At 58.8% G+C, this 589-nt stretch carries 3 tRNA genes; all 3 read left to right on the top strand.

From position 1 onward, the window contains the following. The first annotated feature begins 37 nt into the window (after positions 1-37). The 3 genes from AC1DR7_RS20350 to AC1DR7_RS20340 all read left to right on the top strand — a co-directional run bounded on the left by AC1DR7_RS20350 (position 38) and on the right by AC1DR7_RS20340 (position 453). Positions 38-113 (top strand) — tRNA-Glu (locus AC1DR7_RS20350). Positions 114-252: 139 nt separating this feature from the next. Further along, a tRNA-Ala gene (locus tag AC1DR7_RS20345) sits at positions 253-328 on the top strand. 49 nt (positions 329-377) lie between these two features. Further along, positions 378-453, top strand: a tRNA-Glu gene (locus AC1DR7_RS20340). Positions 454-589 lie beyond the last annotated feature (136 nt).

The raw sequence follows: 589 nt of genomic DNA, 5'->3' as shown, positions 1-589 counted from the left end.
CAGGCCGTCCGACAGAAGCCAAAATTCGGTTTAACGCGTCCCCATCGTCTAGAGGCCTAGGACATCACCCTTTCACGGTGGCGACCGGGGTTCGAATCCCCGTGGGGACGCCAGCTTCAAACAAACAGCCCTGACTTCGGTCGGGGCTTTTTGTTTGGACGCGCCTTGCAGGTGCCGACCGTGGGTTGACGAATAAAAAGCTTCCCATCCCGCCACAACGCCATTATGATAGGCGGCTCGCAGCATCAACGYGGGGCCATAGCTCAGCTGGGAGAGCGCCTGCATGGCATGCAGGAGGTCGGCGGTTCGATCCCGCCTGGCTCCACCACTTCTYCGGACACAGGCCGTCCGACAGAAGCCAAAATTCGGTTTAACGCGTCCCCATCGTCTAGAGGCCTAGGACATCACCCTTTCACGGTGGCGACCGGGGTTCGAATCCCCGTGGGGACGCCAGCTTCAAACAAACAGCCCTGACTCTTCAAACAAACAGCCCTGACTTCGGTCGGGGCTTTTTGTTTGGACGCGCCTTGCAGGTGCCGACCGTGGGTTGACGAATAAAAAGCTTCCCATCCCGCCACAACGCCATTAT

It is taken from the genome of Stenotrophomonas sp. P5_A9 (assembly GCF_056400525.1).
This window is presented reverse-complemented; position numbering and strand designations above follow the sequence as displayed.